The 24,274-nt window shown below is 67.1% G+C and carries 22 protein-coding genes and 2 pseudogenes; 9 read left to right on the top strand and 15 right to left on the bottom strand.

Annotated elements, in window-relative coordinates; all coding sequences use genetic code 11:
• Positions 1-125: 125 nt before the first annotated feature.
• The 11 genes and pseudogenes from ACHMXA_RS31685 to ACHMXA_RS31635 form a co-directional block, all read right to left on the bottom strand.
• Positions 126-377, bottom strand: coding sequence for a PEP-utilizing enzyme (locus tag ACHMXA_RS31685; protein WP_395322639.1), 252 nt, complete (start codon positions 375-377; stop codon positions 126-128).
• A gap of 940 nt (positions 378-1,317) precedes the next feature.
• A pseudogene (locus tag ACHMXA_RS31680) lies at positions 1,318-2,079 on the bottom strand (PEP/pyruvate-binding domain-containing protein); the annotation flags it as partial.
• 16 nt (positions 2,080-2,095) lie between these two features.
• Positions 2,096-2,704: a dCTP deaminase gene (locus ACHMXA_RS31675; RefSeq protein WP_176668824.1), complete on the bottom strand. Its 609-nt coding sequence runs from the start codon at positions 2,702-2,704 to the stop codon at positions 2,096-2,098.
• Positions 2,701-3,219, bottom strand: coding sequence for a deoxycytidine triphosphate deaminase (locus tag ACHMXA_RS31670; protein ID WP_126472178.1), 519 nt, complete (start codon positions 3,217-3,219; stop codon positions 2,701-2,703). Before ACHMXA_RS31670 ends, ACHMXA_RS31675 begins: the two co-directional genes overlap by 4 nt.
• The gene (locus ACHMXA_RS31665) at positions 3,200-4,213 is read right to left on the bottom strand and encodes a fatty acid desaturase family protein (protein ID WP_395322320.1); all 1,014 of its coding nucleotides are present in this window, start codon (positions 4,211-4,213) and stop codon (positions 3,200-3,202) included. The genes ACHMXA_RS31670 and ACHMXA_RS31665 overlap by 20 nt, the downstream gene beginning before the upstream one ends.
• Complete coding sequence (locus ACHMXA_RS31660; RefSeq protein ID WP_395322318.1) at positions 4,210-5,325, bottom strand: SDR family oxidoreductase; 1,116 nt, start codon at positions 5,323-5,325, stop codon at positions 4,210-4,212. Before ACHMXA_RS31660 ends, ACHMXA_RS31665 begins: the two co-directional genes overlap by 4 nt.
• Positions 5,322-5,783: an aromatase/cyclase gene (locus ACHMXA_RS31655; RefSeq protein ID WP_176668827.1), complete on the bottom strand. Its 462-nt coding sequence runs from the start codon at positions 5,781-5,783 to the stop codon at positions 5,322-5,324. The genes ACHMXA_RS31660 and ACHMXA_RS31655 overlap by 4 nt, the downstream gene beginning before the upstream one ends.
• Positions 5,776-7,044, bottom strand: a complete 1,269-nt coding sequence (locus tag ACHMXA_RS31650; protein WP_395322316.1) for an aspartate aminotransferase family protein — start codon at positions 7,042-7,044, stop codon at positions 5,776-5,778. Before ACHMXA_RS31650 ends, ACHMXA_RS31655 begins: the two co-directional genes overlap by 8 nt.
• Complete coding sequence (locus tag ACHMXA_RS31645) at positions 7,041-7,604, bottom strand: DUF6031 family protein (RefSeq protein WP_176668829.1); 564 nt, start codon at positions 7,602-7,604, stop codon at positions 7,041-7,043. Before ACHMXA_RS31645 ends, ACHMXA_RS31650 begins: the two co-directional genes overlap by 4 nt.
• Positions 7,588-8,703 (bottom strand): DUF6001 family protein, encoded by a 1,116-nt coding sequence (locus tag ACHMXA_RS31640; protein ID WP_395322313.1) that lies wholly within the window; start codon positions 8,701-8,703, stop codon positions 7,588-7,590. The genes ACHMXA_RS31645 and ACHMXA_RS31640 overlap by 17 nt, the downstream gene beginning before the upstream one ends.
• Positions 8,704-8,715: 12 nt before the next feature.
• The gene (locus ACHMXA_RS31635) at positions 8,716-9,537 is read right to left on the bottom strand and encodes a phosphodiesterase (RefSeq protein WP_395322311.1); all 822 of its coding nucleotides are present in this window, start codon (positions 9,535-9,537) and stop codon (positions 8,716-8,718) included.
• A 142-nt stretch (positions 9,538-9,679) separates the two neighbouring features.
• Between ACHMXA_RS31635 and ACHMXA_RS31630 the strand changes: the two genes are divergently transcribed.
• From ACHMXA_RS31630 to ACHMXA_RS31605, 6 genes are all read left to right on the top strand, one after another.
• Positions 9,680-11,530, top strand: a complete 1,851-nt coding sequence (locus ACHMXA_RS31630) for an AMP-binding protein (RefSeq protein WP_395322309.1) — start codon at positions 9,680-9,682, stop codon at positions 11,528-11,530.
• Entirely contained in the window at positions 11,530-12,768 is a 1,239-nt protein-coding gene (locus ACHMXA_RS31625; RefSeq protein WP_395322307.1) for a multidrug effflux MFS transporter, read from the top strand. The genes ACHMXA_RS31630 and ACHMXA_RS31625 overlap by 1 nt, the downstream gene beginning before the upstream one ends.
• Positions 12,769-12,803: 35 nt before the next feature.
• On the top strand, positions 12,804-13,646 hold the full coding sequence (locus ACHMXA_RS31620) for a hypothetical protein (RefSeq protein ID WP_395322306.1): 843 nt from the start codon (positions 12,804-12,806) through the stop codon (positions 13,644-13,646).
• Positions 13,637-14,719 carry a GNAT family N-acetyltransferase gene (locus ACHMXA_RS31615; protein ID WP_395322304.1) on the top strand — a complete coding sequence of 361 codons (1,083 nt, stop codon included), beginning with the start codon at positions 13,637-13,639 and terminating at the stop codon, positions 14,717-14,719. The genes ACHMXA_RS31620 and ACHMXA_RS31615 overlap by 10 nt, the downstream gene beginning before the upstream one ends.
• A 20-nt stretch (positions 14,720-14,739) precedes the next feature.
• Entirely contained in the window at positions 14,740-15,870 is a 1,131-nt protein-coding gene (locus tag ACHMXA_RS31610) for a sterol desaturase family protein (RefSeq protein ID WP_395322302.1), read from the top strand.
• Positions 15,871-16,679: 809 nt separating this feature from the next.
• A complete protein-coding gene (locus tag ACHMXA_RS31605; protein ID WP_395322300.1) occupies positions 16,680-17,495 on the top strand; it encodes a hypothetical protein in 816 nt (271 codons plus the stop codon).
• Positions 17,496-17,689: 194 nt separating this feature from the next.
• Here ACHMXA_RS31605 and ACHMXA_RS31600 read toward each other — a convergent pair whose 3' ends face one another.
• The gene (locus tag ACHMXA_RS31600; RefSeq protein ID WP_395322298.1) at positions 17,690-18,088 is read right to left on the bottom strand and encodes a hypothetical protein; all 399 of its coding nucleotides are present in this window, start codon (positions 18,086-18,088) and stop codon (positions 17,690-17,692) included.
• Positions 18,089-18,311: 223 nt separating this feature from the next.
• Here ACHMXA_RS31600 and ACHMXA_RS31595 point away from each other — a divergent pair, with 223 nt between their 5' ends.
• Together ACHMXA_RS31595 and ACHMXA_RS31590 are read left to right on the top strand one after the other, a co-directional pair.
• Positions 18,312-18,833 (top strand): hypothetical protein, encoded by a 522-nt coding sequence (locus tag ACHMXA_RS31595; RefSeq protein WP_395322296.1) that lies wholly within the window; start codon positions 18,312-18,314, stop codon positions 18,831-18,833.
• Positions 18,834-19,109: 276 nt separating this feature from the next.
• The gene (locus ACHMXA_RS31590; RefSeq protein WP_395322294.1) at positions 19,110-21,107 is read left to right on the top strand and encodes a phosphatase PAP2 family protein; all 1,998 of its coding nucleotides are present in this window, start codon (positions 19,110-19,112) and stop codon (positions 21,105-21,107) included.
• A 303-nt stretch (positions 21,108-21,410) separates the two neighbouring features.
• Here the strand turns inward: ACHMXA_RS31590 and ACHMXA_RS31585 are convergent.
• Positions 21,411-22,709: pseudogene (locus ACHMXA_RS31585) on the bottom strand (tannase/feruloyl esterase family alpha/beta hydrolase); the annotation flags it as partial.
• Positions 22,597-22,851, bottom strand: a complete 255-nt coding sequence (locus tag ACHMXA_RS31580; protein WP_395322637.1) for a hypothetical protein — start codon at positions 22,849-22,851, stop codon at positions 22,597-22,599. The gene ACHMXA_RS31580 and the pseudogene ACHMXA_RS31585, both read right to left, overlap by 113 nt.
• Here ACHMXA_RS31580 and ACHMXA_RS31575 point away from each other — a divergent pair.
• Entirely contained in the window at positions 22,781-23,116 is a 336-nt protein-coding gene (locus ACHMXA_RS31575; protein WP_395322702.1) for a hypothetical protein, read from the top strand. The genes ACHMXA_RS31580 and ACHMXA_RS31575 overlap by 71 nt on opposite strands.
• 186 nt (positions 23,117-23,302) lie before the next feature.
• Here ACHMXA_RS31575 and ACHMXA_RS31570 read toward each other — a convergent pair whose 3' ends face one another.
• A complete protein-coding gene (locus ACHMXA_RS31570; protein WP_395322292.1) occupies positions 23,303-24,268 on the bottom strand; it encodes a Bug family tripartite tricarboxylate transporter substrate binding protein in 966 nt (321 codons plus the stop codon).
• Positions 24,269-24,274: the final 6 nt, after the last annotated feature.

Here is a 24,274-nt window from a genome sequence, read left to right as displayed (position 1 = left end):
CAGGTCGCCGCCTCGCACGTAGAAGCTGTTGGCACCCCTGCGCAGGCCGGTGCCGGTGCACGCGAGGAGGGCTACCGGACGCCGCGGCGCGGCGTTGGCACGCACCAGGAAATAGACGGTTTCGTTCACGCCGTCTCCCGGCTGCCGCAGGCGGCGTGTGCCGTGTGTGCCGCGCTCGTCGCGCGTGCCTCGATCGTCAGGCTTGCGCCCTCGAGCCCCCGTGCGTGGAGCTCGCGCGAAGCCACGGCCGGGATCTGGCTCTCGCGCAGCAGGATCGCGAGATGGCACAGCATCGAGGCCTGCTCGAACACGAAGCCCGAGACGTAGGGAATGAGCGCCGCGAGCGCGGCATAGGGTCGCGGCGCCACCACGATCATCGAGCCACCGCCCGCGCGTGCGCGTTCGGCCAGGCGGGCGATGGCGGGGCCGAGGCTTTCCGGGCTCGGCATGTGGCTGATCGACACGGTCGCGGCGATGCTGATGTCCTCCAATTGCCGGTCGGCCGGGACCATCAGCACCGCGCCATGCGCGAAGCCGGGAGAAATCGTTCGCCGTCCCGGCTCCTCGCCCGCTCCCTCGCTCCCCTGGGCGATGTGCAGGCTCTTGATCGGCGAGAAATCGATCAGCCTCAGCCGGCCGCCGCTCGCGACCCATTCCAGCTGCACCGACCCGAAGCGCTCCACCGCCGCATGGGTGGCGCGGTGGAGCTGTTCGCGCTCGCGCGCGCCGGAACGGTACGGCCGCGGCGGATTGCGAGCCGCTCACCCGCGCGTCGCCGTCGATGAAGAACGTGTGCGTGAGCGCCGATCCGCGATTGATCGCCAGCAAGCCGTCAGTGGAGCACTCGCAGAGCACGCCGCCGTCTCCGGTAGGCTGGGTGATCAGCCCCCAGTCGCCGCGCACGTAGTCGCGGATCACGAAGGTCGATGCCTTCGCACCCAGTACCTGCCGCAGGCGGGCGGCCAGCTCGCCGGTGGGCAGCACCTGCTGGCGCAGGCCGTCCGAGAAATCGAGCACCACACTCTCCTCGCCGAAGCGCGCGCACAGCGCCTGCATGCGCGAGTCATCGGCGAAGCCGCCCGCATTGCCGCGCACCAGCAGCGCCGTGCCCGGAGCCACGCCCTGCGCATCCGCGAGCAGCGCGAGCGGCCGGCGCTTCGAGCGGAAGTAGTTCGCGAAACCCGGCAGCGGCCGGAACTCGGCGATGTCCTCGTCGGGTGCGAGATAGAGGTCGGTCCATGCGGCCTGGTCCGTGTCCTCCTCCGGCGCGTGCAGCGAGGTGATGGGGCGCCCCTGCAGCACCCACACCTGTTCACCGTCGAAGGCCCATTCGACGTCGACCGCTGTGCCCAGCTGGCTCTCCACCGTGCGCACGACCGCTCCGAGCTCCACCAGCATCTCCTGCTGGTCGCGCAAAGGAGCGTCCCCGGTCAGTCCGGCCTCGCCCCAGCGCACCGACTGCGAGACCGCGGCGCCGGACACCAGCGCGTCGCCCAGGCCTTGCACGGCCTCGATCAGCATCTCGGGCCGCCCGTCGATCGGGTCGTGGCTGAAGGCGACGCCGGCCCAGCGCGCGGCAACCATGCGCTGCACGATCACCGTCATCTCCAGCGGCGCGTCGAGCAGGCCGCAGCGCAGCCGTTCGATGGCCGCGCGGCGCGAGAAGGCCGAACGCCACACCTGGGAGACTGCCGCCTTCAGCGCCGCCAGGCCCTCGACCTGCAGCACGGAGTCGAAGATGCCGGCGAAGCTGTGCGCCGCGCCGTCCTCGATGCCGCCGGAGGAGCGCACCGCCAGCGCGTGTGCGGCCGACAACCCGGCCCTGGCCAGCAGGTCCGCCAGGCGCGCGTCCGCATCGTCTGCCCATTGCGGGGCGGCCACTGCGTCGAGCCGGCCGAGGTCGCGGTCCAGGAAGGCACCGGCGGTGAGCCGGATGCCGGCAAACACCTCCTGCGCCTCCTCGCGCATCGCGCCGTGGTTGGTCCACAGTTCGGCCAGCAGCGCCTCGTCGAGCGCGAACAGGGCCGGCACGGGAACGGCATGCGACAGGGCGACGAGCGTGCGGTACTTGGAAGACATGGCTCGGCGCTCCCTCTCAGGCGTCGTCCAGCTCGGCGGCGCGGGCGTCGACGACCTCGAGCGGATGCACGACGGAGGGCGCCGCGATCGGTGCCGGCATGGCCTTCTTCTGGTAGTCCATGAAGATGCGCGAAGCGTAGGCCTCGGTCGCCCCCTGGTACTTGCCGTCGTAGAGGTCGATGTCGCCCTGCACCTTCCAGAACATCATCTGCCCGATGTCCATGCCGGCATAGACGCGGATGCGGTTGATGGCCAGCAGCTGGATGGTCCACTTGCCCACGAAGCCGATGTCGCCGAGCGAGGCCGAGAGGTTGATGAACATGCCCAGCCGCGCGATCGACGAACGCGCCGCATAGGTCGGCACGAACTTCGTGCTGCCCATGGTCTCCATCGTCGTCGCCAGGTACAGCCGCATCGGCTCCAGCACGAAGCCCTCGGGCCCGATGTGGATGTCCTCGGTGGGCTTTTCCTCCTTGATGTCGATCACCCCCTCCTGATACACCTTCATGCGGGGAGCCAGCCTGAAGTTGTAGCTGTTGGGATTGACGTTCTTCGCAAGGAACGGCGCGATGGTGATGTCGCCGCTGTGAACGCGCTGGGAGATTTCGGTGCCTGTGAGGATCATTTGGAGTCCATGATGATTCGCGAGGGAACAACACCTTCCGAGCCCACGTAGCGGCCCTGATAGCTCAGTTCCCCGCCGAGGTTGGTCCAGAAGCAAACCTTGCCGATGCGCGCGCCGGCATAGACGCGCAGCGGTTGCGTGACGACGATCTCCAGCGTCCAGCAGATCACCGCGCCCGTATGACCAAGGGGCGCGCTGGTCTGGATGAACATGCCGCACAGGGCCGTCGAGAGATTGGCGTAGAGCTCGCTGGCGAAGTGCACGCCGCCGATGCGCTCCGCCGTCTGGCCGAGGTAGAAGCGCCCGGGCTGCAGCACCAGTCCCTCCTCGGGGATAACGTGGCGAACCACCTGCAGGCCGAGATGCGGATCGATCTGGTCGGAGCTGTACTCGAGGATCTCCGCGCCCAGGCAGCAGCCGTACGAGTTCTGCTCGATCTGGCGCTCGTCGAAGGGCTCGATGACGATCGAGCCGGCCTCCCGCATGCGGCGGATTTCACTTCCCGTGAGGACCATGCATGCCTTTCTCCGTCGCGCCGGCGGGCGCGGGTTTCGCCTGGACGGCCGGGTAGAGCTCGTGGATCAGCGAGCGCGATCCGATGAAGTAGCCCATCGTCGGGTTTGCCGCCGCGCACTGCGCGTCGCCGGCCGCGAGCAGGCGCGACAGCGCGGGCAGGTTGTAGCTGGGCACGGCAGGACAGCTGTGGTGTTCCCAGTGGCGGTTGATGTGGCAGGGCGCCCAGAGAAAGCGCTCGATCCATCCCACGCGCAGACTGCGCGCGGCCGTGTTCGCGGGGTTGCCGAGTCGCCCTCCGTGTTCCGCGATGCCGCGCACGCGCAGGATCGCGGGCATGAAAAGCAGGATCGGCAGCAGCCAGTAGAGGACGAATTCGCGCCACACGCCGAAGCCGGCCACCAGCCCCGCCACCGCCACGACGAAGGCCACCGCGAGGATGCGGTCGAACCGGCTGCCCGGGGACGTACGGGAGAACAGGCCCAGCATGCCGAAGCTGTTCGCCGAACGAAGGGTCGCCAGGGTCGTGAGGCCCGAAGCGTCGCGCAGCAGCAGCACGAGGAAGCGCCCGCGTGTCGCCGGGATCACGGAGTCGGCGACGTCGGGATCGCCCTCGCCGTTGAGGTAGCGGTGGTGCCTGAAATGATGGGCGCGGTAGCGCGCCACGCTCAGGGTCAGTGGGAAGGCCAGCATCAGGTTGCCGACGAGGTCGTTGATGCGGCGGTTGCGCGCGAGCAGGCAGTGGGCCGCATCGTGCATCAGCACCAGCATCGCATGCTGGCGCGTGGCAATGACCAGCATCGCGGCAATGGTCACGGGCCATTGCTTCAGCCACTGTGCCAGCACGATGACGATGGCGCACACCAGCCACTGCGTGAGGATCTGCGCTGCGCAGTTCCAGGGCCGCAGCGTGGCAAGCGCCTGCAGCGTCTGCGGGCCGAAGGGCAGGCGCATCGGCTGCCCACCGAGGGTAGTGCTCATGCCGGTCGCGGTCATGCGGGCTGCTCCTGCGCCGCCGGGGCGGACGACGCCGTCGAAGCCTGCCGCCTCACCGTGCGCGGGTGGCATGCGATCCAGTGGTCGACCACGCCCGGCAGGAAGGCCAGCGGGTCGGGCGAGGGTGAACTCACGTGCAGCGGCGGGCGCACACGATCGCTGCTTGCATAGGTGCCGTACACGCGCAGCAGCCGTTCGAAATAGCGGAAATCGGAGCGCGAGATGCCCGGCGGCTGCCACGCGGCCAGGGCACGCTTCAGGAAGCCCCATTGCCGGTCGCGCAGGATGGGCACCGGCGCGAGCTCGGCAAGCCCGTGGCTGCGTCGAGCGAGCGCGATGCGTTCCTCGATGAGCCGCACCGCGGTCTCGTAGCGCACGCGATGCGGTCCCGCCGAGGCCACGCACTCGCACGGCGTGTCGCTGGCCGCGCACCGCAGCACCATCGCGTGCAGTTCGGCCACCACCCAGTCCACGGGCACGATGTCGAGCAAGCCGTCCTTGTTGCCGACGAGAAAGGGCGGGTTGAAGGCCGCGAGGAACTTGATCAGCGGGTAGAGCCCGTTGAAACGCGCGATCTCCCCCGTGCGGCTGTCGCCGACCACCAAGCTGCAGCTGAACGTGGAGATCGGCAGCCGCGCGCCGAACTCCTCGCGCAGGCTGCGTTCGGCCATCGCCTTGCTTTCCTCGTAGCCGTTGCGATAGTCCCAGTCGTGCGTCCGCGTGTAGGCGGTCGAGACGTAGACCATGTGCGCGCGCGCCGATGCCGCCAGCAGCAGCCGCACGAAATTCCGCGTGCCCTGTACGTTGAGCTGCTGCATCTCCTCGCAGCTCTTGTCCCAGGACACGTCGGCCGCCAGGTGCACGCCGACCGTGGGCACGTGCTCCATGGCCAGCAGTCGCGCCGCCATGTCGACGCTGGCGTCGTCCGACAGGTCGGCCTCGATGAAGTCGACACGCTCTCGCTGCGCGGGCGCCAAGGTCTGCGCCAGCGCAACGCGCGCCTTCTCCGAGCGCAGCACGCAGGTCAGGCGCAAGTCGGCATCGTGCGCCAGCAGGGCGGCCACGAGCGGCATGCCGACGGTGCCGCTCGCGCCGCTGAGCAGCACCTTCATGAGCCGACCAGCACGCCGTCTGCGGCGGCCATGCGCGTGCGGATGCCCTCCAGCATCTGGCGGCTGTTGGCGCGGATGGCGCGTTCGCCGATCGGATGCAGCACCTCGGCCAGCGACGGTATGCCGAGGTCGAAGCTCACGTCGAGCTCCACGCTGAGGCTGCCGTCGCCGGCGTCCAGCACGCGCCACTCGCCCTGCCACACCTCGAGGTCGCCGTCGGTCTGTTCGAACACGATGCGGTGGTCATCGGTGAGCAGGTCGCGCTCTGTCCACGACAGCTCGCTGCCGTTGAGCAGCACGCGCCAGTGGCTGAGGATCTCGGTGGCGGAGCGCCGCTCCACGCGCACCTCCAGCACGTCCTGCATGAAATCCGGGTAGCGCTCGAAGTCGCACAGCGTGCGCCAGAGAAGTTCACGGTCCATCGGGCCCATGGCGAGCGATGAGTTGACGTCAGGCATTGGCGAGAGGCTCCTTCGAGGGCAAGGGGTCGCGGGAGGGCAGGGCGGCCACGCTGGCGCAGAAGCGCCCGATGCCGTCCATCAGCGTGGCTTCGTCGATGACCGCCGGCGGGTACACGCGCACGACGTTCGGTGCCGTGAGGCAGAAGGCGATCAGCAGCTTGCGCTTGGCCGCCTCGATGATCATCTGGCCGGCGTCGCTCATGTCCCTGAACTCGACGCCGATCATGAAACCCTCGCCGCGCACCTGCGCCACGCCCGGGTGCTGGCCGATGCGCGCGGCGATGAGTTCGCGGCAGTGCTCGCCGAGCCTGGCCACCCGGGGCGCGAAGGACGGCTCGGTGACCACGTCGAGCACGGCATTCACCACGGCGCCCGCCAAGGGGCTGCCCGCGAAGGACGAGGCGTGCACCACCGGGTCGCGCGCGGCGGAACCGAACTGCGCCGAATCGAACAGCGCCGCGGCCACGGGGAACATGCCCCCACCGAGGACCTTGCCGAGCAGGCGGATGTCGGGTGCGACGGGACACACCAGCTGCCCGGTACGGCCGAGCCCGGTCTGGATCTCGTCGAGGACGAACCGCACGCCATGTGCGCGCGTTAGGTCGCGCAGCGCCTGCAGGAAGGCCGGTGCCACCGGGCGGATGCCGCCTTCCCCCTGCACCGGCTCGATGATCGCGGCCGCGTACGTGCCGGTGGCCAGGGCCGCCTCGACGGCCCCAAGGTCGCCGACGTCGACGAAGCTCGACTGCCCGTCGGTCAGCAAGGCGCCGTGCCGCTCGTAGCCGTGGCTCACGCTCAGTGCGCCGGGCGTGCGCCCATGGTAGGCATGGCGAAACGCCAGGATGCGCCGCCGGCCGGTGGCGATGCGCGCGAGCTTGAGCGCGGCCTCGACCGCCTCCGAGCCGGTGTTGGCCAGGATGAGGCTGTCCAGCGGCTGGCCGCCCAGCGCGAGCAGCCGCTCGGCCGCCGCCACGATCGGCTCGTTGGCGAGGATCTTCGACGAAAGCCCCATGCGCGCCGCTTGCGCGGTCAGGGCCTGCACCACCTGTGGATGGGCATGGCCGAGCAGGTGGACGCCGAACGATCCGAAGTCGAGCCAGCGCGCACCCGCACTGTCCTCGATCCAGGGGCCGCTCGCGCTGCACTCGGAGCTCGCGAGCCCGGCCATCTTGAGCATCAGCCCCTGCTGGCGGCCGAAGACGCTGCCGTAGCGGTCCGCGAAGGCGTTCTTGCGCCCGGTCGGTCTGTCGTCGTTCATAGCGAGGTCATCAGCGGCGCGAGGAAGCCGGCATCGCAGCCCACGCGCTCACAAGCCTTGTTGGCAGAACGCAGGAAGCGCAGCACGTGGCCCTGGTTCTCGGGTTGCAGCGCATCGACGAGGTCGCTCGGGAAGGCCGCGAGCAGTTCCTCGAGCACGCCGATGAGTCGGTCGACTTCCGCGCCGTCGGTGGGCACGTCCAGGCCGAGCAGGCGGGTCGCGGCGGGACCGTCGATGGCCGCCACGTCGCCCAGGCCGTAGGCCATGAGCAGCGGCAGGCGATGCATTTCCGGGGGCACCACCGCGCGGCCGAGCACCGCGTCCACCTGCAGCAGCAGTTCGGCGATCTTGATCTTGACGAGTGCTGCCGCGTCCGGGATGTCGCGCGCACCCGCCAGGTCCTCGATGTAAGCGCGCAACTCCGTCATGAGCAGCCAGGCGGCGCTGATGGTCGAGGTGACATGCTCGCCCGCATCGAAGCGGTAGCCCGCGTTGATGCGCGGGAACCAGCGCACGGTCCGGGCGGACGAAGAAAACCGCGGCTCAGTCGGCGAGGGCATGGGTGTCTTCCTTGTCTTCGTCTTCCGCGCGGGAATCGATGGCCGTGAGCGAGAAGCTCAGCGCACCGCTGCGTGCGCCGCGCAGCAGCGAGGCCGCCTGTGTGCTGGTGAGGGTGGCGAGACCTGCGAACTCGGGCGGGGGCGCCTGCATCTCAGCAGTCGTGGCGAGCCGGGCACGACCGTCATCGCCGATCAGGAAGGCCGAGCGCTTGTCGAGCGCGGCCTGTGTGCAGGAAGCCGCCGTGTGGGGCAAGGCGTCGGCCAGCGAAGGCGCGTCCATCAGCACGGCGAGCCGTGCCGCGATCTCGTCCAGCGCAGCGATCTCCAGCGCGGTGGCGGCGGGCGCGAATTCGCAGACCGCCGACCACAGGGCCGTGAGCCGGTCCTGCAGCATCGAGTCGAGCAGCCCCCTGCGCGATGTCGCCGCCTCGTGCCAGCGGCGCAGCGTCCATTTCTTGTTCGACAACACCCAGCCGCCGAGCGACAGCGCGGCTGCCATCGCAAAGAGGCAGGCATTGATCAGGTAGCCGCGCGCCGCTTCGGGCTCGCCGGCGCGCCCGGCCAGCATCGCGCACACCCGGCTCTGGTGGAAGGCGTCGTACTCCTGCGCGGCAGCGACCGGCACCAATGCCGGCAGGTGCCCGAGATGGTGTGCGTGGCCGTCGGTGGCAACGGCATAGACGATGCGCTCCAGGTACTTCTTGCGCACGGCGTGGGATGCGTCCCAGCGCTGGTAGTCCGCGAGCCGCCGCGGCAGGGCGCGCCGGGACAGCAGCGCAAGATCGGCGAAGGCCCGCTCCAGGTCCTGCGCGCCGATCGGCAGGATCTCGCAATGCTGGCCATCGCGGTGGATCTGCGTGGCCATCTGGCCCCGGCTCACGGGCTGCGGCGTCACGCAGATGAGGTCGATGTCGCTCGTGGCGGTGGCGATGCCGTGCACCGGCGAACTCGTGAGCAGCACTTGCGCATCGTTGAAGCCCTGTTCGCGCGCCAGCGTGGCGAGCAGCTCGAAGCCGATGTTGCGGCTGCGCAGAAACGCAGCGGCGTTGACGGTGACGAAATCCGGGTAGTTCACTGTCTGCAGGCTCCGGTGGTCCATGTCTTCGAGCGATCAGGCGAACCCGTAGGGGCCTTCGAAGGCACCGATGTGGCTCACGTGGCTGACCATGCCGTGCGCCTTGTCCCACAGGTGCAGCATGCAGCCGCGCGGGCCGATGTGGGACTGCGGCGGTGCCTGGGGGTCGAGCTGCAGATCGATCTCGGTGGTCGTGCTCGGGCAGGTACACACGACGGTTCCGGCCCAGCGGCGCAACATGGTGCGATGCACGTGACCGCACAGCACGAGTTCGACGTTGGGCGCGGCACGCACCACGTCCTCGAGATGCTGCACCTCCATGTACCGGTACATGTCCATATAGGGAATGCCACTCATGAAGGGCGGGTGATGGAGCATCAGCACCGTGGGCCTGGTCGTGTCCTGCGCCAGCGTGCGTGCGAGCCATGCAAGCCCCTGGGCATCGATGTGGCCGTAGTGCTTTCCCGTGGGGCACGAGTCGAGCCCGATGAAGCGCACGGGATGGTCGTCGACGCACCAGTGCAGCGGCCCTTCCCTGGGAAGGTAGGACTGGTCGGCGAAGGCCGCGCGGAAGTTGTCGCGGTGGTCGTGATTGCCCGGAATCACCAGGAATGGAATGCGCGCTGCCGCAAGCAGCTCGCGCACCATCGCGTACTCGTCGGGCCGGCCTTCGTCGACCAGGTCGCCGGTGATCAGCAGCAGATCGGGGCACCGATCCAGTGCATGCACGTGCGCCAGCGCTTCGCTGAACATGCGATTCGAATCCGCGACGCCCTGGTAGAGCACGCCTTCAGGACGGATGTGCGGATCGGACAACTGCGCAATGAGCATGTGACTCCTCGACGAACAGGCCGTCATGGTGTTGTCACGAAAGGCGTGCAGCCATACGCCCGATGGCGTAGCGGAGGAAAGTATTCACGACGCACCCAACGCAATTGCTTTGACGTAAAAACGCGCGCTGATCGACATCGGACCGTTCCGATCGAGGAGGAATGGAATCATGAATTCGCCACGTCTCGCGCCTGCCGCAGCGGTGATGACGCACCGCGGGGGCGACGTGTTCTATGCAACCCGGCAGCCACTGCAGCCTTACCCGCACACGCTTCTGGAGCACCTCGATGCATGGGCACGCAATGCGCCCGAACGGGTGTTCCTAGCGCAACGCGAAGGGCCGGACGAGGCCTGGCACCGCTTGGGCTATGCCGCCGCGCGCGAGCGTGTGCAAGCCATTGCGCAGGTGCTGCTGCAGCAGGGCGCTTGCGCCGGCGACACGTTGCTGCTCATCGACGCGAACTCGATCACGCATGCGCTGCTGTCGCTCGCCGCGATGTCCGTCGGCGTGATCGTGCTTCCCGTGTCGCCCGTCCACCTGCAAAGCGCGCAGGGACTCGCGCGCATCGAGAGCGTCGCCCAGCGCGTGCGGCCCGGCCTGGCGTACATGGCGGACGCGAGTGCCTCGCGCCCTGCGCTCGGCGAAGCCGCTGCGTGCCGCTGGCTGTCCGCGGACATGCTCGCCGGCAACGGCGCGCACGATACCGACGCCACGGCAGCCGATCGCCTTCGCGCACGCAGGGCGCAGATCGACGCCGACACTCCCGCGAAGCTTCTGCTGACCTCCGGCTCGACTGGGCTGCCCAAGATCGTGATCCACACGCAGCGCATGCTCTGCGCGCAACAGCAGCAGATGGCCCAGCTGTGGCAGTTTCTCGAGGACGGCCCGCCCGTGCTGTGCGACTGGCTGCCGTGGAACCACACCTCGGGCGGCAACAACAGCTTCAACATGACGCTGCGCAACGGCGGCACGCTCTTCATCGACCAGGGCAGGCCGACACTCAAGGACATCGGGCACAGCATCCGCAACCTGCGCGAGGTGTCGCCCACCTGGTACACCAACGTGCCCCTGGGCTATGCGGCGCTGCTGCCGCATCTCGAAGACGACGCGTCGTTCGCCGAGGCTTTCTTCCGCCGGCTCGACCTTCTGGTGTACGGCGGTGCGCCGCTACCCGCCGAGCTCTGGCGGCGCATGGACGCGGTGTGCCGCCGGACCACCGGGCACGCCGCGCGCTGGGCCAGCGGGTGGGGACTCACGGAGACCACATCGACTTCGGCCATCACGCATTTCGAGACGACGGGCACCGGTGAGATCGGCCTGCCGCTGCCGGGCATGTGCCTGCGGCTGTCGCCGCGCCGGGGCCTGTACGCCGTGGCGGTGAAGGGGCCCAACGTCACCCCCGGCTACCTCGACGACGACGAACGCACACGCGCCGCGTTCGACGAGGAGGGGTTCTTCCGCACCGGCGACCTGGTCTCCTTCGTCGACCCCGCCAACCCCGACGCGGGGCTGCGCTACGAAGGGCGTTCAAGCGACGAATTCAAGCTCGGCAGCGGCATCTGGGTGGTGCCGGGACGCATCAAGGCCCAGTTGCTCTCGCACACCGGCCCGCTCGTGCAGGACGTGGTGGTGGCCGGCTCCGGCCGGCTGCGGCTGGTGGTCTTCCTCTGGCTGAACGCCGAACTCGTGCAACGGGATTTCGCTGACGCGGCCGACGAAGCAGGCAGCCAGGGCGAGGGCAGGGCGGCGCTCGTGGGCTTTCTCGAGGAAGCCGTAGCCGCCTACAACGCCGTTCACACCGGATCGAGCGAATCGCTCGCGCGGGCCTGCGTGCTGGTCGAGCCGCCGAGCGCGGCCTTCGGCGAGCTGACCGACAAGGGCACGATCAACCCGCGCCGCTTTCTCTCGCGCCGCGCGGACCTCGTCGAGGCGCAGTATGTGCACGCGGCGCGGCAGCCGGGCTCCGTCGGATTCGCGGCAGGCGGGGCTGTGTCCTCAATCACCGTTGTCGCCGCATGATGAGACCCGTCTTCGCCATGCCCGGCGCCAGGGAGTTCATCGTGCTGGCCGCGGCGGTCATGTCGGTCAACGCGGTGGCCGTCGACACGCTGCTGCCGGCGCTGGCCGAGGTCGGCGCAGCGGTGAATGCCGGCGAGGACAACCGCCGGCAGTGGCTGATCACCGCCTACCTGATCGGCTTCGGCGTCTCCCAACTGGTCTACGGCACGCTGTCGGACCACTACGGGCGCAAGCCGCTCATGCTCCTGGGCCTGTCGCTGTACGCGGCTTTCGCAGGGCTGAGCGTGCTGGCAACGGACTTCGGCACCGCGGTGGCCCTGCGCGTGCTGCAGGGATGCGGCGGTGGCGTGAGCGTGCTCGCGCTGTCGATCATCCGCGACCGTCATTCCGGCGAGGAGATGGTGCGCGTGATGTCGCTCGCGTTCATGCTTTTTCTGGGGGTCCCGATCTTCGCGCCCTCGCTGGGCCACGCGATCCTGGCCGTGTCGTCGTGGCAATGGGTGTTCGCCGCGATCGCGCTCTTCGGCGCGGCACTGCTGCCGTGGGTAGCGCTGCGCCTGCCCGAGACGCTCCCGCCGGAGCGCCGGATGCCGCTGTCGCCGCGCACGGTGGCGCGGGCCATCGGCTGCGTGCTGCGCCAGCGCGATTCGCTGGGCTACACGCTGGCGTCCACGGCACTCGTGGGGGCGCTGTTCGGCATCGTCACGTCGGGCCAGCAGTTGTTCGCCAACGTGTTCCGCGCGCCCGAGGTCTTCCCCATGGTCTTCGGCACGGTTGCGACCTGCGTCGCACTGGCGGCGCTGCTCAACGGACGCGTGGTCGGCCGCTTGGGCGCCCGGCGCACGTCCCACCTGGCGTTGATGGGCTACCTGCTCGTCGCATGCATCCATGGTGCCGTCGCATGGTCGGGCATGGAGCGACCCTGGATCTTCACGGCGTTGCAATCCACGCTGATGTTCTGCTTCGGCCTGATGCTCGCGAACTTCGGTTCGCTCGCCATGGCACGCCTCGCGCACATCGCGGGGACGGCCTCCGCGGTCCAGAGCCTGGTGATCAACGTCGGCGGTGCGCTGATCGGCATCTTCATCGGGCAGCGTTTCGACGGCACCGCGGTCCCGATGACGCTGGGGTCGATCGCCTGCGGCTGTGCGGCCCTGGCGATGGTGCTCATGGCCGAACGCGGGCGCCTCTTCCAGCCGCTTGCCGCAACGCCGCTGCCGGCCAGAGCGGCGGGATGAGCAGCGGGATGAGCAACGGTACGAGCGGGTCTGCCATGCCGTCGACATCACGTCCCCTGCGCGCACTCAACGTGGAGCCGGCCCTGTTGCAGGGACTGCACGAACTGATCGCGGGGCTGAACATGGCGGATGCCGAGCTGCCGCGCCAGCCCCGCGTCGAGATCGCGCGCACCAGGCAGCAGGTGAGCCTGGCTGCGCAGTTGATGGCGCATGCCTTCGTGCACAACCAGGACAAGGGCTGGCTGGCCTGGCTGCCTCCTTCGGAGGTGGCGAGAGTGCGCTGCGGCGATCTCCGGCGGGCCCAGGAAAAGATCGCGCGCGTGATCGACTACCTGTGCATGGCCGCGGCTTTCGAAGGAGGGCTGGTGCTGATCGAGTCCGCACAGACCCCGCAGGGACGCGAGATCAGAGGCGCATCGCTCTGGGGGCTCCCGCCGGCGGTGCCGCGCTCCGAACCCTGGTGGCACCTGGCGGCGTTCGGCGCTGCGGCCGCGCTGCGCAGCTACGGGCCGTTGCGCGCGTTGGCCGCCGCGGGTGCCGCGAATGCGCTGGTGCACGCATCGCTGCAGACGCTGGGCGAGCAGGGTCTTGCGCAGCGCTTCATCTACGCGCAGATGGGATGCGTGCGCCCGGCCCACCAGGGACAGCGCGTCTCGCGGCGCATGTTTGAGCCGTTTCGCCTGCTGGCGGATCGCTTCGGCCTCATATACCGGCTGGAAAGCAGCAGCCCCGAGACGAACGACCAGCGCGTCTTCTCCAATTTCCGCTTCGAGAAGATCGGCGAGCACCGTTTCGGCGCCTCGCGATTCAACAGCGTCGGCCCCTACACGATCAACCTGATGGTCAGAAGACCGCAGCCCGAACTGCCATGCAGCTGACCTTTCGTCCGGCCGATCCCCTGGATGAGGCTTTTCGCGCGCGATGGAATGAGCGGATCGCCGACAAGGAGCTTTCGCTGGATCTCAGATTCCTCGGCCTGCTGGCCGACGCCGACCCCGAGGTCGCCTACCACTTCGTGCAGGCCACCGACTCCGCGGGACAGGTAAGGGCGCTCGCCTGCTGCTCGGTTGCCGAGATGCGCGTGATGCGCTTCGTCCCTCTGCGCGTGTTGGTGCTGGGCGGCACCGTGGCCGCGGGGAAGGCTTTCTGGTTCGACGCCGAGGCGGTCGACTTCGCCGCGTTCCTCGCCGGATTCGAGGCGTACGTGAAAACGGCCATCCGCTGCGACATCCTCGTGCTCAAGGAGTTCTCGCCGGAGTCCGACGCGGGACCGATGCGCTCGATCTCCGATGCGGGCTTCATCGCGCACATGTGCTACGACCGCAGCCGCCTTGCGCTGCCTGCGGACGGGGACATGCAGGACTTCCTGGACTCGCTGCCGTCGAAGAAGCGCAGGAATCTGCGGCAGGTGATGGCACAAGGCGACGCGGCGGGCCTGAAGGTCGAGGTACATCGGAACTTCAACCATCTGGTCGATACGGCCTACGCTCTTTACCTGGCCGTGAATGCGCGTGCCGCCGAGGCACGCACGCCCGCGTTGCCGTACCGACTCTTCGCGGCGCTCGGGCGGCTCGACGCCGCGCGGATGCTCACCATCTCACAGGGCGAGAGGACGGTGGGGTTCGGCCTCTTGCTGCACCAGCGCGCGAAGCTCAAGTGCCTCGTGATCGGCATGGACTACGAAGTCTCAAGGGAGCTCCAGCTCTGGTACCAGATCGTCGCGCGTTCGATCGAGTACGCCGCGAGCAACGGCTGCACCAGTGTCGACCTGGGATCGACCAACCACGGCATGAAGCGCAAGTTCGGCGCCCAGCACGAGGACATCTGGATCGCCGTGCGCCACCGCAGCCGCTGGTTCACGCGACTTCTCGCACCCCTGATCCGGCACACCCTGGCTTCGACCTATCGACCCGCGGGGAAGGCAGCGCCGGCCACTCCCGACGGCCGCTGATCCCGTCGCAAGGAGGCACCATGTACCGCACGATCATCTATGCCATCCCCTTCTTCGCCGTGCTGATCGCGTTTGAGTTTGCCTGGGGCTGCATCAAGCGGCGCAACACCTACCGGCTCAACGATTTCATCAGCAACCTGAGCCACGGCCTGCTGAGCCAGGTGGTGGCCGTGTGCACGCCGTTCTTCCAGATCGGGTTCTATGCCGCCGTCTTTCCGTTCACTTCGCGCTGGTCGAACCCGGAGTTCTGGAACAGCTGGGCGGGACTCCTGGCCGCCGTGATCCTGTTCGACTTCTGCAACTACTGGGTGCATCGCGCGGGCCATGAATGCGCGGTGTTCTGGGCGGCCCACGCCGTGCATCACCAGAGCCAGGACTTCAACCTCTCGATCGCGCTGAGGCAGGGCAGCGCGGTCGCGATCCTGGGATGGATCTTCTTCCTGCCGATGGCAATCGTCGGCGTCCCGCCAAAGAACTTCGGCATCGCGGCGATGGTGCTTCTTCTGTACGGCTACTGGGTGCACACCGAACACATCGGCAAGCTCGGCTGGTTCGACCATGTTTTTTCCTCGCCGTCGAACCATCGCGTGCATCACGCCGTCAACCCAGGGTACCTCGATCGCAACTACGGCGCCTTGCTGGTGGTGTGGGACAAGCTCTTCGGGACCTTCGCCGAAGAGCGCGAGCCCTGCATCTACGGCACGGTCAGGCCACTCGAAAGCTGGAATCCGCTGCGCGCGCTCCTGAACGTCTACGCCACGCTGGCACGTACCGCGTGGCATACGCGCAGGTGGAGCGACAAGCTGCGGGTGTGGGTGAAGCCCCCGGGATGGCAGCCAGCCGACATCGCCGAGAGGTTCCCCATCTCGTTGCAGGCGCCGGATACGGCCAGGCGCTACGACCCGGCACTCACGCCTGTCCAGCAGTGGACGGCCATCGCCCAGCTCACCCTTTGGCTCGGCGCCATCCTTGCGTTCCTGTGGCATGCAGATGCCTCCTCGTTCCAGATCAATGCGGCGATGCTTGGTCTGACCCTCGCCGGGCTTTGGGTCACCGGCGCGCTGCTGGAATCCGCGATCCGGGTGCGCTGGGCGTGGTGCCTGCAAGCCGTGTTCCTGAGCCCGGTGATGGTCTACGTGGCAGGTTCGTAGATGCGCGAGCGTTCGCGCTTGCGTGCCTGACAACGTGCGCCGGCCGGACTCGCTCATCCGCGCGAGGGCGAGAAGCCGCGGCTCTCTGGAGCCCCCCGGACAGGGCCCCCTGGTCGCGAACGTGGCTGCATCTCCACAAGCGAGACGGCGGTGCCGGATTTCCACCGGATGTGGATGAAAGTGCACCCGGGCTGCAGGACAGCTGACCTAGGATCCGCCGGTATGGCGACTGCGTGAGCAACACCGATGCGCGGTCGCCATACCGTTGCGACTCAAAGGACAAGGTATGGAACAGGGGAGCCCTTGCCGGCTCGTCGGCAAGGCGAACCCGAACTCTTCTCGACAAGAGGCTTTCGCCTTGTCTGCCGAGAGGAAGTCGTCGGCACGTCCGACGAGCCGCGCATCGCGATGCATCGCGTTTCCGCCGCCAGGAAGACCTCATGCGTGCCGCACTTGAGAAAGCGGCATTCCATTCCATCGATGGTTCCGTTCCGCTCAGGCGAACACGCATGGCTCCCGGCACTGTGCGGCGCTGAACGCCGGCACTCAGTCCTTGCCTTTGACGACGTCCACCCGAAAAGAAATCCGATTCAAGGAGGTTCGAAGATATGAAGTTCAAGTCAGTCCTGACCGCTGTCGCGGCCGCCGTCCTCGTCGCCTGCGGTGGCGGTGGCGGAGGTGGTGGATTCTCTGCACTGCCCATCGGCTCCGCGCCGCCGCCGGATTCAGGGAGCGCCCCCGCACCGTCTCCGGCACCCGCGCCCGCTCCATCTCCTGCGCCAGCACCTGCACCCGCGGCACGCACGTACATGTACGAAGCCCTGTCGCCTGCGGCCGACAAGGACGCGTTCCTCAGTCATCTCAATGCCGAAGGCGCGCGGGGCTTCCGCTTCCTCACGGCTGTGGCCTTTGTGTCCGGGCAGAACGTGAGTACCGCCGAGACATATGTGAAAGATGGGAATGCAAGCTACGTCTACGAATTGTTGGACACCCCCGCCAATCGCAGCGCGTTCCAGTCGCAGCTCGACGCGCAAGGTGCACGAGGATTCCGCTGGGCCGGCTCCTACGCGGTGGGCGGCGCGAATGTCACGCTCTACAGAAAGGAAGATTCCAGCACCTACTCCTATGCTCTCACCGCCGCTCAATCGAGCAGCGCCGGCTTTCTCCAAGAGGCCAATGCACAGGGCGCAAATGGCTACCTGAATCTGGCACCTGGCTTCCTGGTCGGCACGGAAACTGTGGCCATCTACGAGAAGAGCAGCACTGGCAGCGCGCGCTATGTCTACGAATTTCCTTCTTCTCCAGGCAGTGATGCGGACCTGTTGGCCCAGTTCAACGGCCAGGGTGCACGTGGCTTCCGATTCCGTACGCCATACAGCTTCACGGACCGTGGCGGCTTGCTCTACGTACAAGACGGCAGCCAGTCGGCGACGTTCAGTTTCTCTGCGCTCGATCCGGTGGACAACAGCGCAAAGTGGATCGAACTGGCCAACACACAGGGAGCGCAGGGCCATGGTCTGATCGGGGACTACATGATGCCAAGCGGTCAAGCCAAGATCATCTTCTTTGCGGCAGGCAACTGCGCCGGCGAGCTCTGCAATTCGGCTTCCCTTTTTGGTCGATAGGCTCGTTGAACTGACTGGCTGAGAGGCACGCCGCGCGCGCGTGCCCGATCCCTCTTGCCGACGCAAGGACAGTTTCCGGCATCCCTGTTGCTCGAGACTGGATGCGAGGGGGGCGTTTCTTCCGCATGCGTCGCCGTGACAAGCCGCAGGCGCCACGCGCGCATGCTCCTCTTTCGTCCTCTTGCGATCCGGCTTTATCTCTCCTGAGGCTTCGGGCCAATCGTGGTCACCGGGACATGGACGCTCCATTGCTGAGGCGGATCGACGGTGCGCGCACATCTCACCGCGATCACACGGCGACTCTGCGGCACCACGGCACCCTGCGCGTCCGTCGACGACCAGCGAATCGTCTCCCATCGCGTCTGCAGCGCCACGACGCAGCGCGGCACGAAGACCTTGACGTTCGGCTCGCCGGCCTGCCAGAGCAGGGCGCCCTTCGCATTTTGCTGCGCGACAAACGCATGGGCCTGTTCACGGATCTCATAGAGGCCCTGCACCGAGCCGTGAGAGCGCATGTCCTCGATACCCCCGGCATGACATGGCGCAACCGACAGCAACAGCCACAGGGGCAAGGCATTTCGATGGTGAGCCATGTGCTTGTTCCGGCGTTCGCGGTTCCATTTGTCACTCGTGGCTTCGCATCTTCGATCAACATCGAGATGCGGCCGTTCGACCGCAGATATCCCCACGCAGGTTCAATGCAGCGGCCGATTCTCATGCGTCCCCTATGATGCCGCGCCGCCATGCTGCAGGCTGTCCACCACGACGTAAGAAAGAGGTTTTAGGGTGAAGGAAATATCAGAACAGCTGGTCGCAATGATCGGTCAGCCTTTCGACGGCAAGAAGGTTCGCGATGTGCTGGGCTCCCTGGGCGTCAAGAGGGTTTCCGGCCCCGGCGCCTTCTCCTCGAGCGAAGAGATCATCTGGATACCCAAGGCGTCCGTGCGCATCGATATCTACCAGGCGCAGAAACTGAACGGACTGACGGGGTCGGGCTACCCTGACGAGGAGGGCTGGATCATCGGGTCCGTGGAACTCCTCGCACCCGGATCGGACGACAGGATCAAGGCGCCGTTTTCCGGCCCTCTCCCTATGGGCCTCGCCATCAGTTCGACACCGCAGGATTGCATCGACGCGCTCGGCCAGCCCGACCTGGACGAGGAGCATGACCGGCCGGGCTTCTCTGGCAGGGTCTTGGCCTGGCGCAAGCAGCACCTGAACATCGCGATCACCTTCGCGGGCAAAGGACGCGAGAGCACGATGATCAACCACACCGTCTGCCTGATCGGTTGCATCGGTGCCTGGCGCTATACCCATCCTGAAGTCTTCGCTCCCTGAATCCGAATCGGATGTCCGAGGCCGAAAGCACGACGCAACATCGGCGAAGGCACTTCGACAAGCCGAGCGTGCAGGGCATGCAATTGCCATCAGAAATGAGTAGTTCTCGATCACTTTTCCAAGGAATCCATGGTGTCCGCCAGGGAGCGCCGGCGTTCTTTCTTGTCGAGCAGATTGGTTATTAATAAAAACGACTTGTTGCACCGATAGATTGCGCGAACTCGTTCAGGTGCCGGTGACCTGCTCCGAGGCCTCACGTTTTCCATCCTCTGCTCCATGTCGCACTTTCCTTCGTCTGTTCGTCCCTTCGCCATCTCCCTCGTCGCAGCCCTTTGCCTTTCGGCCTGTGGCGGTGGAGGCGGAAGCGGCATCTCGTTCCCGATCACCTCCATCCCTCCTGCCACCACCAATCCGCCCGCCGTGGTCGTGGCCGGCCCGCCGAAAGACCTGGGCTTCACCGACACGGCGCCCGCGCCCGATGCGGTCGCGGTCCCGCCTTTCGTCGACAACGTGGCGACGAACCAGCGCGGCGATGCGCGCTTCGCAACCAAGGAGACCAACGCCGGCGTGCGCGTGCTGACCGGCTTCCTCGACTTCTGGCAGCCCAGCACGCTTCTGGTGGATGCGGGCGTCTCGGCGCCCGCGCAGGGCGGTTTCCCGGCGGTGGTTGCATCCACCTGGAGCGGTATTCCGGGTGACGTCACCGACGGCAAGATGCTCAATACCGATGTGCTGAACCGCAACATCCAGTACGTCGTCGATGCAACCAACGCGCGCACCCCCGCGCAGGAACTGGCCGCCTACCTCGACGACCGCCGTGGCAAGGGCTACAGCATCAGCGACGGCATGGGGCCGCTTACGAACGCCTGGCGCGCGGCCACGCAACAGGCCACCACCATCACAGGCATCGCAGCGGACGCCACCACGGTGCTCTACAACGACGGCGGCAATGACGTCGGCGTCGGCGGTTCCGCGAACACCGGCTTCGGCACGGTGGTCGACCTGCTCAAGAACATCGGCGAGAACGGCTCGACCGAGCCCGCCAAGCGGTTCTACAAGTACGCGCGGCCCTGGCGCTGGAGCAGCAGCGTGAAGGTGGTTCCGGCACTGGAACCCGCCAAGAGCCCCACGCCCGCGACCGACGGCGGCTTCGTGAGCGGCCACACGGCCGAAGCGGTGCGCGATTCCATCGCCTCCGCCTACGTCGTGCCGCAGCGCTTCCAGGAGATGGTGGCGCGCGGCCTCGAGCTCGGCGAGAACCGCGTCCTCGCGGGCATGCATTCGCCGCTGGACGTGGTGGGTGGACGCCTGCACGGGCAGGCCGTGGCCACCGCGAGCCTGGCCACCGGTGCCAATGCCGCGCGCAAGAGCGCGGCCTATGCGCAGGCACAAGGCGTGCTGATGGCCGCGGTGGGCGCGAGCGATGCCGCTGCCTTCAACGACTTCGCCCATTCGCAGGGCACCGCCGCCGACCGCTTCGCGGACCATGCCGCGAGCAAGGCCGACTATCTTCGCCGCCTGACCTTCGGCTTCAAACAGGTGGCCGACACCACGAAGCCGGCCGTCGTTCCCAAGGGCGCCGAGGTCCTCCTCGAAACGCGCCTTCCCTACCTCGACGCAACGCAGCGCCGCGTGGTGCTCAAGACCACGGCCGTCGCTTCGGGCTATCCGGTGATGGACGACCCCGAAGGCTGGGGTCGACTGAACCTGTTCGACGCGGCCGACGGCTATGGCGCCTTCAATGGCGACGTCGTCGTGACCATGGACGCCAGCCTGGGCGGCTTCAATGCGCTGGACAGCTGGCGCAACAACATCTCCGGCGCCGGCAAGCTGACCAAGAAGGGCAGCGGCACGCTCGCGCTCGGCGGCAGCAACAGCTACTCGGGCGGCACGCAACTCGTGGCGGGCACGCTACGCGCCGATGCGGCCTCGGCCTTCGGCCAGGGCAATGTCTATGTGGGCGGCGGCACCTTGGTCTGCAATGCGCCGTCGACGGTCGTCATGGCAGGCGCGTACACGCAGTTGGCCGGCACGACGCTGCAGCTGAACCTCGGCGCCAGCGGTGCGGGGCGGCTGAACGTAGCCGGCGTGGCGGCCCTGGATGGCACGCTGAACCTGAGCTTCAGGCCAGGCTTCGCGCCCAGCGCGGGCGACACGTTTGTGGTCATCAGCGGCGGGACGCTCACCGGCCGCTTCTCGGCCATCAATGCGCCAGGGTTCAAGGTCACGCCGACCTACACGGGCACCCAACTTGTCGTGCGCCTCGACGCTTAGAAATACTGTGCGATCTGGTTTGCGGCAATAGCGAACTCAGAGACTTCGCTATTGGTCATGACGAGCTTTGCGAGCGGCAAATCCACCGCACGCGAATGCTCTTCTTTAATCGTCTCCGAGATCGAACGAATTGCAGCTGGATCGTCATCCTGCAGTCGAATCACCGGACAAGTCAGAAGGCCCAGGGGGACAAATCATCAGAAGGTGCGCGGGGGTACTGACACGGCAGCGCATTCAAGATGGCGTGCGAAAGTCAACTTGCGCTGGCTGGGCGAACGGGGTTCGAAACCTCTTCACCGTTATTCAAGAGTGCCGGCACTCGTAGCTGGACGCCTGTGCACGGTCACCGCCGATGTAGTGGGGGTAGCCGGGATAGCGGCACATGGGGCGCGAGGCCTGAATTGCAAACGGCGGGAGGGGCGCCTTCACCACCTGCACCAGTGCATTCGCGGGCGCATCTCCAGCACTGACCCACCGGTCCAGCGGATCCAGCAGATCTACCATCGTCGGCACCGCCGGCCCGCCCGCCACCGCTCGTGAGTTGCCGGAATGCGTCGACCCGGGCGAGACGTAAAGCCGCACCGATCGTTCGACTGCCGCGGCGCCCATGTGTGCCACGAGGGCATCGTGATACTGGATGCCCATGAGCGCACTCTGAGCGCGATCCGCCGCGTTCTCTCTAAGGATCAGCTTGCCGCCGCGCGCGAAGAAAGCCGAGAGGTCCGGGTTGGTGGAGTCCATCAGCGCCGAGGTCGCCTGCACCCGCTCGCGGAAATCCTCGGGGCGATAGCGACGCACGTCGTAGTTCCTGTCGCGGGCGATCCCATAGCGGATCCAGCTGCTTCCATAGATCCACTGGGTGGCGCTGCGTGCGGCGTCCGGCGGTACAGCGGGCGCCGCCGAGCCGGTGACCCATCGCACCATGTTGACGGCGGAGGGGCCGTCGAGGCTGTCCTCGTGCCCGTAGAGCCATTGGGGATACGTCGTGAGGCCGTTGGCGATGCTGAAAGGAAATACATAGGGAGAGTGAATGGCTCGCATCAGGCGCAGCTCGGCGTCGGACAGACAGTGCATGCCCGCGTCGCTACCGTCGGGGCAGCGCAGACGCTGCAGATCCACCCGGCCCTGGCACCCCATGTAGTTGTTCACGACACCGTCCGCCAGCCCGTCGAGCGCATCGCAGGCGTCGGAAGTGGCTTTGGCGATGAGCGCTGCTTTTCCGGCTTGCAGCCAGTCTTCGTGCTGCGGTACCTGGTTTCGCACGAAGGCATGGAAAAGGCCGGTCCAGTTGATCACGGGAACGACGCTGACGATCCCGTCGTAGTCGGCCGGAAACCTCTGTGCCATCGTCAGCCCTTCCCGTCCCCCTTCGGAACCGCCGAAGTAGTACGTGCGTTGCGGTCGACGCGCGTAGTACGCGCTCATGACGTCCACAGCCACATCTCTCACCTTCTTGTACGAGGCGAAGGCGAAGTTCTCGAGCATCTCGTCATTCAGCGCGAAAGCGCCGGGCTCGCCGGCGGGGAACGCCGAGGCCTGATGGCCGGAGTCGTGGCCGAAGGTCGCATAGCCCCGCGCAATCGGGAGAGCATCGTCCGGCGCCGCGTCCCGCAGAGGAGCCAGCCCGGTGATCAGCACCCCATTGAAGCCCCCGCCCCCCGTACTGGACGGCCTTGCCGTTCCAGGTGGTCGGCAGATTCAGCTGGAAGTTGATCGGCTGTGCCGCGGGGTCGCGAGATGCGATGGTTCCGCTGACCTTGCAGAACTGCGGAAGAGCTGGTGCGAACGCCCCGTCGTTGACGGTTGCGGCCGAGGCCGACACCAGCACAGCCGAAGTGACCGAAGCCTTGCCGCTGGGCAGTCCCGTTGCGCCCGGTGTGATGGCATGGTGTGCGAGGCCGGCGCAGGAGCCGGCGAGCCGGTCGGCGTTCGGAGCTGTGCCGCACGCCGACAAGGCCAACGCAAGCAGCGCGAAGCTGACGCAAGAAAACGTCCGAATATTGAAGTGATTCATGGTGTCTCCAGGTTCCTTGAATACTCAACCAGCCGTCGTAGCCAAAGCGCCAATGTACACAGACATGCAGTGGCCCTCGCTGTCGATGCTTCCGTGCGCGATGCCTGGGAATTGGCCCTGCGCAATGTCGCCATCCGGGGAACTCTCGATGTCCGCGGTTGCACGTGCGAACCTTCTCTCCTTAATCCAGTTGCAGCTTGGTCTTCTGCGCGATGGTTCCCCACTTGGCGAAGTCCTCCCGGCTGCGAGCCAGCGCATCCTGCGATGAGTTGCCCTCCACCCGCAGGTCCATCTCTGCCAGCCTGCTGCGTATCGACGTCGCTTGCAGGGCTGCACGAACGTCGCGCTGGATCTTTTCGACGACCGGCGCAGGAAGGCCGGCAGGCGCCATCAAGGTTTCGAAGAAGGTCGCGTCGAATCCTGCATGACCGCTTTCCGCCACGGTCGGAACGGTTGGCAGCAGGCCTGACCGCTCCTTGCCGGAAACTGCTATCGCGCGCAGCCGTCCGCTCTGGATGTGAGGCAGGACCACCGATGCGACGATGAAACCACAGTCCACATTGCCACCCATGATGTCCAAGGCCGCTGGTCCTGGTCCGCGGTAGGGAACATGCGTCAGCTTGGTGCCGAGTGTCGACTGGAGCATCTCCATCGTCATGTGACTTGGCGTTCCGGCTCCGCCGGATGCATATGTACGGGAGGCTGGCAATTGCGAGAACTTCTGTAGCGACGCGATCTCGGTGGCCGGATTGCAGACCAGCACCTGGTTGAAGCTCGCAAAGTAGGTGACGGGCTTGAGCGAAGTTCGAAGGTCGAACCCCAGCCTCTTGTAGAGGTGCGGATTGATGGTGAGCACCGTGTCTGGGCCCACGAGCAGGGTGTGTTCGTCCCTAGACTGGGCGACTTCTCCGGCGGCGAGGTTGCCGCCAGCGCCCGGCTTGTTCTCGACGATGACAGGCTGGCCCCACGCGCTTTGCAGCGCGGGCTGGATCAGCCGGGCGATGACGTCGCCCGGGGTGCCGGGTGGGAACGAAGCGACCAGGCGCACCGGCTTGGTGGGCCAGCTTTGTGCGACGGCCAGGTGAGGCGTCGCCAGGAGCACGGCGACGAGCAGGAGCCAACGAAGCGGGGAGGGGCGGTTTTTCATTTTCTG

It is taken from the genome of Variovorax sp. UC74_104 (genome assembly GCF_044055375.1).
Classification (GTDB): Bacteria; Pseudomonadota; Gammaproteobacteria; order Burkholderiales; family Burkholderiaceae_C; genus Variovorax.
Note: the sequence above shows the minus strand (reverse complement) of the source record. Positions and strands in the feature narration are given on the sequence as shown.